Below are 8,073 nucleotides of genomic sequence, written 5' to 3'. Positions count from 1 at the left end.
CCAAGCCCGCGCCCAAGCCCAAGGCCGCCCTCCCCGCGCCCCGCGACCCCGAGCCCGGTCGCCTCCAGGCCGCCACCGCGCTCCTCGCCGGGCTGCGGCGCGACCACCCGCGCCTCCTCCTGGCCGAACCGGACGTCCAGCGGCTCGCCCCCGCCGTCGCCGCCTGGCTGGAGCGGGACGCCCGCCCCGACGCCGTACGGCAGGCCCTCACCGCCGGGTTACCCGAGCAGATCGCCCACCCCGCCGCCTTCCTCGGCCACCGGCTCGCCGCGCTCATCCCGCCGCCCCTGCCCGACGAGCCCGCCGCCGACCGGCCCGCCCCGCTCCAGACCTGCGAGGACTGCGACCGCGCCTTCCGCGCCCCCGCACCCGGCCGCTGCCGCGACTGCCGCCCCGTCGCGGCCTAGCATGAACGAGGTGACTCCATCGGCCCCACAGCCCCTCTGACAAGGAGCGAGCGCCATGACCATCGCCCCGGACGACGCGCGGCGTGACGCATTCCTCTACCAGGCCATGCGCGACGCCGTCGAGCGGACGCAGGACCGCGTTCCGGGAAAGCTGGAGATCACCAAGGAAGGGATCGTGCACGACATGATCTCCCCCGGGGGCCCGCATGAGCTGACCGCAGCCCAGGTCAGCCGGCGCATGGAGAGGGTCATGCCGGAGCACTTGCTCGCCCACACCGGTACGCCTGATGTCGAAGACGAGCCGGAAGGCATTCTCAGGCACCCCGACGTGGTCGTGATCGCGTGGGCGGACATGGAGATCGAGGGGTCCTTCGATCCCCGTACCCTCATCGCCGCCATCGAGGTCGTCTCCCGATCCAACCCGGACAACGACTGGATCGGCAAGCTCCGCGACTACCCGCTGCTCGGGATCCCCGTGTACGCGATCTTCGACCCCCGTACCGGTTCCGGGGCCGTGTTCTCGGACATCCACCCGACCCCGGAAGGGCCGCGCTACGCGACCCGCCAGGACTTCCTCTACGGGGAGGACGTCACCATCGCCGAGTGGACGATCTCCACCCGCGACCTGCCCCGCTACGCCTGACGCTCGTCGCGCGCCCTGCGCCAGTCGGCCAGCAGCTCCTCCACCTCGAAGGGCTTCAGGTTCAGGGGCGGGCCCGGGGGTGGGCGGTGGATGGCCGCGGTGATCTTTTCGTTGATCTCCGCCACGATGCGGCGCACCTGGGCCTCCGACGCCGCCTTGCCCACCGCCTCCAGCGCGTCCTCCGCCTCCTTGCGGAGGGCCAGCGTCGGGGGCAGGGCGGAGAGGCCCTCGCGGTTCATCTTGCCCTTGACCCACCACAGCTCGTCGTACGGGGCGGAGTCGTCGGGGAGGGGCTTGCCCAGGCCGGCCAGGTTCTGGAAGTCGCCGCGTTCCGTCGCCTCACGGATCTGTTTGTCGACCCATGACTCGAAGTTGATCCCAGGGGGTTTCCGTTCGGTCATGGCCTCAGCGTACGGAGAACGGGCGGGCCCTGGACAGGCAGACAGGCAGGAGCCCCGTTTCCGCACAGCGGGAACGGGGCTCCTTGGTACTGCTAAGTCGGGGCGATCACGACCGCCCGTCTCACGTCACAAAGGACGTCAGGCGGGGGTGACGTTCTCCGCCTGCGGGCCCTTCGGGCCCTGCGTGACGTCGAAGTTCACGACCTGGTTCTCCTCGAGGGAGCGGAAGCCGGTCGCGTTGATCGCGGAGTAGTGAACGAAGACATCCGGGCCGCCGCCGTCCTGGGCGATGAAGCCGAAGCCCTTTTCAGCGTTGAACCACTTGACGGTTCCGGTAGCCATAAGCCCTCCTTGGGCCAAAGGGTTGCCCTGCTCCAGAACCTGCAAACAAGTCTGAAAACTACAAAAGCCTGCGGGTCACATGCTCCGCAGGCTCTGTACTGCAAGGGAAACCAAACTGCAACTTGCGTTGAGCCTAGCACGCAGCGTGCGGGCATGGGTAGAGGGAAAGATCACTCCATCGTGGTGTCACCCGGATGTTTGAACCGCAGGTGGGGCCGTATGACCACCCTGTGAGACGGCGGGCGTGCGGCTGGGGCTAGCCTCGCCGTGTGGACATGCACGTGGACATTTCGCGGCGGAACCGGCCTCGCGTCGGGCACATCCAGTTCCTGAACTGCCTGCCCCTCTACTGGGGACTCGCCCGCACCGGGACCCTGCTCGACCTGGAGCTCACCAAGGACACGCCCGAGCGGCTCAGCGAGCAGCTCGTCGCCGGTGATCTCGACATCGGGCCGGTCACCCTCGTCGAGTACCTGCGGCACGCCGACAGCCTCGTCGCCTTTCCTGATCTCGCCGTCGGGTGTGACGGGGCCGTCATGTCCTGCGTGATCGTCTCGCAGCGGCCGCTGGAGCAGCTCGACGGCGCCCGGGTCGCTCTCGGGTCCACCTCTCGTACCTCCGTACGGCTCGCCCAGCTCCTGCTCGCCGAGCGGTACGGCGTCGCCCCCGACTACTACACGTGTCCGCCCGACCTCGGCGTGATGATGCAGGAGGCCGACGCGGCCGTCCTCATCGGCGACGCCGCCCTGCGCGCCTCCCTGCACGACGCGCCCCGCCTCGGCCTCGACGTCCACGACCTCGGGCTCATGTGGAAGGACTGGACCGGGCTGCCGTTCGTGTTCGCCGTGTGGGCCGTACGGCGCGACTACCTGGCCCGGGAGCCACTCGTCGTGCAGAAGGTGCACGAGGCCTTCCTCGCCTCGCGGGACCTCTCCCTGGAGGAGGTCGCCAAGGTCGCCGAGCAGGCCTCACGCTGGGAGTCCTTCGACGCGGCCCTGCTGGAGCGTTACTTCACCACCCTCGACTTCCGCTTCGGGCCCGAGCAGCTCGCCGGCGTACGGGAGTTCGCCCGCAGGACCGGGCCGACGACCGGGTTCCCGGCCGACGTACGGGTCGAGCTGCTCGGCCGCCCCCAGCGGTAAGGCCTGTTACGACGCGGGTATCGGGGCCTGCATGTGCTCGCTGATCCACTGGATCGAGCCGTCGCCCATGCCCTTCACATACGTCTTCGCGTTGTGCTCGCCGTCCTGGATGACCTCCAGGCGCGTCTTCACCGGGCCCTTGCCGTAGTTCTTGATGAAGTTCCGGAGGTTGTTCAGGCCCGACTCCTTCGTGCCGATCTGGAACGCCAGGTACACGTCCTTCTCCGGGTCCGCCGGCTGCGCCGACAGCGCCTTCGCCAGCTTCTCCGGGTTGTTCGCGGCCTTCTCCGCCTCATGTCCCGCCCACAGCGGCGAGTCCGGCACCGTGTCAGGACCTGACGCGATCACCGCCTTGAACTTGTCCGGGTGCTTCAGCACGGACTTCAGGCCGACGAACGCGCCCGACGACGAGCCCATGAACGCCCAGCCGTCACGAGACTTGAACGTACGGAAATTCGCCCTGACGAAATCGGGAACATCCTCCGTCATCCAGGTGCCCATCTTCTGCTGCCCCGGGATGTCACTGCCGTCGTAGTAGTACTTGTCGTCCGGATTCAGGACGGGCATCACGACGATGAACGGAAGGCTCTTGCCCTCCTTCGACCACTTGCTGATGCTGCTCTGCAGCTTGAGGTCGGTGCCCATCCAGTAATTCTTCGGATAGCCGTTGCCGCCCGGCAGCGCGATCAGCACGGGGAAGCCGCTGTTCGCGTACTTCGGGTCGAAATACTGCGGTGGGGCCCAGACCCAGACCTTGCCCGTGAAACCGGACTTCTTTCCTTCGAGGGTCGTGACACCGATCTTCGTGCCGTCGTCGACGGTGTTCTGCGTCGTGAACTCGGCCTTCGGGCCCGTCGGCATCAGGGTCTTCGCCGCGGCCTCGTCGGCCGCCTTGTCGCCGCTGCCGCTGCTGCTGCCGCCTGTCGCCTTGCCGCCGTCCGCCGACGCGGCTGCGGCCGGCGGTGTGTCGAAGGAGACCGGTTCGCCCGAGCAGCCCGTGGCCAGGGCGAGGGAGCCGAGGACGGCGGCGGCCACGAGTGCCTTGAGCGGACGTTTCATGGAGCACTCCGGATTGCGAGATGAGATGAGAGGAGAGGGGAGGTCGGACAGGGGAGGTCGGACAGGGCGGGGGTGTGATTACGGCCAGGTAGATGGCGGAATGCCCGTAACGGTTGGCTGTTCGGTGTGGGGAATCGCCGTGATGGCGTCGACTCGCGGCCTCTACGCTGCTGTCGGCAGGGTCGGCCGTCGTGGCCGTCACGTCGTACGGAGTCGTACGGAGTCGTACGGATCGGGGGAGCGCGAGCGCATGCAGCCGTTGGAGGCGGACGAACCACGGGTGATCGGCCCCTACCGGCTGCTCGGCAGGCTGGGGTCCGGCGGCATGGGCCGCGTCTACCTGGCCCGCAACGAGGGCGGCCGCACCGTGGCCGTGAAGGTCGTGCACCCGCACTTCGCGCTGGACGAGGAGTTCCGGGCGCGGTTCCGCCGCGAGGTCGAGTCGGCCCGCCGGGTCGGCGGCCGGTGGACCGCGCCCGTCCTGGAGGCCGACCCCGAGGCCGCCGTCCCGTGGGTGGCCACCGGGTACGTCGCCGGGCCCTCGCTCACGCAGGCCGTCACCGCCCACGGGCCCCTGCCCGAGCGCTCCGTACGGGCGTTGGGCGCCGGACTGGCCGAGGCGCTCGGAGCCGTACACGCGCTCGGGCTCGTCCACCGGGACGTCAAGCCGTCGAACGTGCTGCTCGCCCTCGACGGGCCCCGGCTCATCGACTTCGGCATCGCCCGCGCCACGCACGGCACCGCGTCGCTCACCTCCACGGGCGTGTCCGTCGGGTCGCCCGGCTACATGTCGCCCGAGCAGATCCTCGGCAAGGCCGGCGGGCAGGGCGTGTCCGGCGCGGCCGACGTGTTCTCGCTGGGCGCGGTCCTGGCGTTCGCGGCGACCGCGACGGCGCCGTTCTCCGGGGACTCGTCGGCGGCGCTGCTGTACAAGGTCGTCCACGAGGAGCCCGAGCTGGACCCGGCACTGACCGGTGAGCTGCGGGACCTGGTCGCCGCGTGCCTGGTCAAGGACCCGGCGGCCCGCCCCGAGCCGGGGGAGCTGGCCCGGGCGCTCGCCCCCGGCGGGGCGGCCGCGCTGGTGGCGGCCGGGTGGCTGCCGGGCGCCGTCGTGGAGGACGTCAGCCGGGCCGCCGTACGGCTCCTGGACCTGGAGCCCGCGGCCGCGGACCCGTCGGCGGTGTCCGGGCCCGTGCCGTTCAGCAGCCCGGCGGTCGCGCCGCCGGTCCCCGGGCGGCCTCCGGCGGGAGCCGTGTCGGCGGGGGCCGCGCCGGGCGGGCCTCCGCCGGGCGCTCCGCCCGTCGCGCATCTGCCGACCATGGACGCGGTGCCTCCGCCCCGTACCCCGCCCGTCTCCCTCTCCGTCACCACCAGCGCGGAGCCCGCCGGGCCGCGCGGCGGCCGCCGGGTGAGCTGCACGATCGCCCTCGCCGCCGCGGGTGCCCTCGCGGCCGTGGCCGTGGGCGGCGCTGTCCTCTTCGACCTGCTCCCGGGCGCCGGAGGCGGCGACAGCGACAACCTGGCCGAGCCCAAGCCCAGTGCCTCGGCCCCCGGCACTGCCACGTCAGGCCCGGCGGACGGCGCGGCCGAGCCCGGGGCCGTACCCAAGGCGTTCGTCGGGACGTGGAAGGGACAGGTAACGGCCTCCGGTCTCTTCGACATCCCCGCGGGCACGTTCACCGTGGTGATCAAGGGCGGGAAGCCCAAGGACCAGATCGGCACGGTTGCCCAGCACGACATCACGGGCCGGTTCATCTGCGAGGACGTCCTCGTCCTCCGCAGCGCCACCGCCGACACGCTCGTCACCGAGGGTTCGGCGAGCGACAGGTCCACCAACGTCTGCACCGGCGGCACCCACACCGTGACGCTCACCCTTAAGGACGGCAAGCTCCTCTACACCTCCGACGACGCCGCCGCCGGCAAACCCCGCGCCACCCTGGACCGCCAGAAATAGCGGCGAACGCCCTGGCGTAGGCTTGCCCAGTCCGTCCAGACCCCGCCGAAAGGTACGCACCCGGTGACCGAGAAGGCCGACCTCCAGTCCGTTCTCGACCGCGCCGCCGCCGGTGGGCGGATCACTCCCGACGAGGCGCTCGACCTGTACCGCTCGGCGCCCCTGCACGCCCTCGGCGCGGCCGCCGACGCCGTACGGCGCCGCCGCTACGCCGGTACGGAGCACATCGCGACGTACATCATCGAGCGCAACATCAACTACACCAACGTGTGCGTGACGGCGTGCAAGTTCTGCGCCTTCTACGCCCCGCCCAAGGACACCGCCAAGGGCTGGACGCGCGACCTCGACGACATCCTGCGGCGCTGCGCCGAGACCGTCGAACTGGGCGGCACGCAGATCATGTTCCAGGGCGGCCACCACCCCGACTACGGCGTCGAGTACTACGAGAAGCACTTCTCGGCCATCAAGGAAGCCTTCCCGCAGCTCGTCATCCACTCCCTCGGCGCGTCCGAGGTCGAGCACATGGCGCGGATCTCCAAGGTGTCGGTCGAGGAGGCGATCCGGCGCATCCACGCCGCCGGGCTCGACTCCTTCGCGGGCGCCGGCGCCGAGCTGCTGCCCGCGCGGCCGCGCAGGGCCATCGCCCCGCTCAAGGAGTCCGGTGAGCGCTGGCTGGAGATCATGGAGATCGCGCACGGCCTCGGCGTCGAGTCGACGTCCACCATGCTCATGGGCACCGGCGAGACCAACGCCGAGCGCATCGAGCACCTGCGCATGATCCGTGACGTGCAGGACCGGACGGGCGGCTTCCGCGCGTTCATCCCGTACACGTACCAGCCCGAGAACAACCACCTGAAGGGCCGGACGCAGGCCACCATCTTCGAGTACCTGCGCATGATCGCCATCGCGCGGCTCTTCCTCGACAACGTCGCCCACATCCAGGGCTCCTGGCTGACCACCGGCAAGGAGATCGGCCAGCTCTCGCTGCACTACGGCGCCGACGACCTCGGCTCGATCATGCTGGAGGAGAACGTCGTCTCGTCGGCGGGCGCCAAGCACCGCTCCAACCGGCTGGAGATCATCGACCTGATCCGCAAGTCGGGGCGTGTTCCGGCGCAGCGGACCACGACGTACGAGCACATCGTCGTGCACGACGACCCGGCGGACGACCCGGTCGACGAGCGCGTGGCCTCGCACATCTCGTCCACGGCCATCGACGGCGGCACCGCCCACCCCGAGCTGAAGCTGCTCGACGCGAACTGACGCGGCCGGGATACGTCCTTGTGCTGACCCTTCACACCGCGCCCCTGGTCCTGCCCGTCGCCGCCCGCCCGCTGCCCGGCGGCGCCGTGCTGGTCGAGCGCGACCGGATCGCCGCCGTCGGCCCGTACGAGGAGCTGGCCGCCGTCCATCCGAGGGCGCGGGTCCGGCGCTGGCCGGGGCTGCTCACGCCCGGGCTGCGCCAGTGGCACGGCCGCTGGCTGCTCACCCGGCTCTACCACCCGGACCCGAGGGAGGCGGACGTCCTCGGCACCGAACCCGTACCGGCTGAGGCGCTCGGCGACCCGGAGGCGGTCGACTGGGCAGGGAGCGTGCGGCGCGGGCTGCAGCGGATGCTCGCGCACGGTTCGACGGCGGTGGCCGGGCCGTTCCCTGAGCCGATGCTGCCCGCCGTACGGCGGTCGGGGCTGCGTGTCGTGTCGGCGGTCGGGGCCCCGGGGATACTCGTGTCCGGGCCGAGCCTCGACCCGCTCGTGGAGGGGTGGGACCTGGCCGGGGCCGTGCACACCGCGCTGGAGGCGGGCGCGCCCGCCGACCTGGCCGCGTTCGACGCGCCCGACGAGGCCGCGCTGCGGGAGCGGGGCGCCGGCTGCTGCGTCGCCACCGTGCTGGGCGGGCGGCTGGTGTACCGGGGGGTGTAGCCGCGCGGCCACGCGCGCGTGCAGCCGTCCCCGTGTGCCGTCCCCGTGTGCCGTCCTCGTGTCGCCGTCCTCGCTCAGCCGGCCTCGTCTAGCCGTGCGGCCCGCTTCACGCAAGCCTTTCGGGTACGCCCTCAAGCCTCGCTCGCGTCCCGGCTCCCCCGGCAGCATCCGGGCATGCCCGCCCTCCGGACCGCCGGAGGGCA

The 8,073-nt window shown here is 71.3% G+C and carries 8 protein-coding genes and 1 pseudogene; 6 read left to right on the top strand and 3 right to left on the bottom strand.

What is annotated here, in order from left to right:
* Together HTZ82_RS23910 and HTZ82_RS23905 are read left to right on the top strand one after the other, a co-directional pair.
* Positions 1-407, top strand: a pseudogene (locus HTZ82_RS23910) (helix-turn-helix domain-containing protein); the annotation flags it as partial.
* A 55-nt stretch (positions 408-462) separates the two neighbouring features.
* Positions 463-1,050, top strand: a complete 588-nt coding sequence (locus HTZ82_RS23905; protein WP_175411477.1) for a Uma2 family endonuclease — start codon at positions 463-465, stop codon at positions 1,048-1,050.
* Here the strand turns inward: HTZ82_RS23905 and HTZ82_RS23900 are convergent.
* Positions 1,041-1,451, bottom strand: a complete 411-nt coding sequence (locus tag HTZ82_RS23900; RefSeq protein WP_175411476.1) for a DUF1992 domain-containing protein — start codon at positions 1,449-1,451, stop codon at positions 1,041-1,043. The genes HTZ82_RS23905 and HTZ82_RS23900 overlap by 10 nt on opposite strands.
* 138 nt (positions 1,452-1,589) lie before the next feature.
* Entirely contained in the window at positions 1,590-1,793 is a 204-nt protein-coding gene (locus HTZ82_RS23895) for a cold-shock protein (protein WP_017948713.1), read from the bottom strand.
* Positions 1,794-2,068: 275 nt separating this feature from the next.
* On the opposite strand from HTZ82_RS23895, the gene HTZ82_RS23890 reads away from it, so the two are divergent.
* Positions 2,069-2,935, top strand: coding sequence for a menaquinone biosynthetic enzyme MqnA/MqnD family protein (locus tag HTZ82_RS23890; protein WP_175411482.1), 867 nt, complete (start codon positions 2,069-2,071; stop codon positions 2,933-2,935).
* A gap of 6 nt (positions 2,936-2,941) precedes the next feature.
* On the opposite strand, the gene HTZ82_RS23885 is transcribed toward HTZ82_RS23890, so the two are convergent.
* Positions 2,942-3,994: an esterase family protein gene (locus tag HTZ82_RS23885; RefSeq protein WP_175411475.1), complete on the bottom strand. Its 1,053-nt coding sequence runs from the start codon at positions 3,992-3,994 to the stop codon at positions 2,942-2,944.
* Positions 3,995-4,244: 250 nt separating this feature from the next.
* Here HTZ82_RS23885 and HTZ82_RS23880 point away from each other — a divergent pair, with 250 nt between their 5' ends.
* From HTZ82_RS23880 to HTZ82_RS23870, 3 genes are all read left to right on the top strand, one after another.
* Positions 4,245-5,948, top strand: a complete 1,704-nt coding sequence (locus tag HTZ82_RS23880) for a serine/threonine-protein kinase (protein WP_175411474.1) — start codon at positions 4,245-4,247, stop codon at positions 5,946-5,948.
* A gap of 63 nt (positions 5,949-6,011) precedes the next feature.
* Positions 6,012-7,211 carry a cyclic dehypoxanthinyl futalosine synthase gene (gene mqnC, locus HTZ82_RS23875; RefSeq protein ID WP_175411473.1) on the top strand — a complete coding sequence of 400 codons (1,200 nt, stop codon included), beginning with the start codon at positions 6,012-6,014 and terminating at the stop codon, positions 7,209-7,211.
* Between the two features lie 20 nt (positions 7,212-7,231).
* Positions 7,232-7,870, top strand: a complete 639-nt coding sequence (locus tag HTZ82_RS23870; RefSeq protein ID WP_175411472.1) for a hypothetical protein — start codon at positions 7,232-7,234, stop codon at positions 7,868-7,870.
* Positions 7,871-8,073: the final 203 nt, after the last annotated feature.

This window comes from Streptomyces sp. TRM64462 (assembly GCF_013362995.1).
Classification (GTDB): domain Bacteria; phylum Actinomycetota; class Actinomycetes; order Streptomycetales; family Streptomycetaceae; genus Streptomyces.
This window is presented reverse-complemented; position numbering and strand designations above follow the sequence as displayed.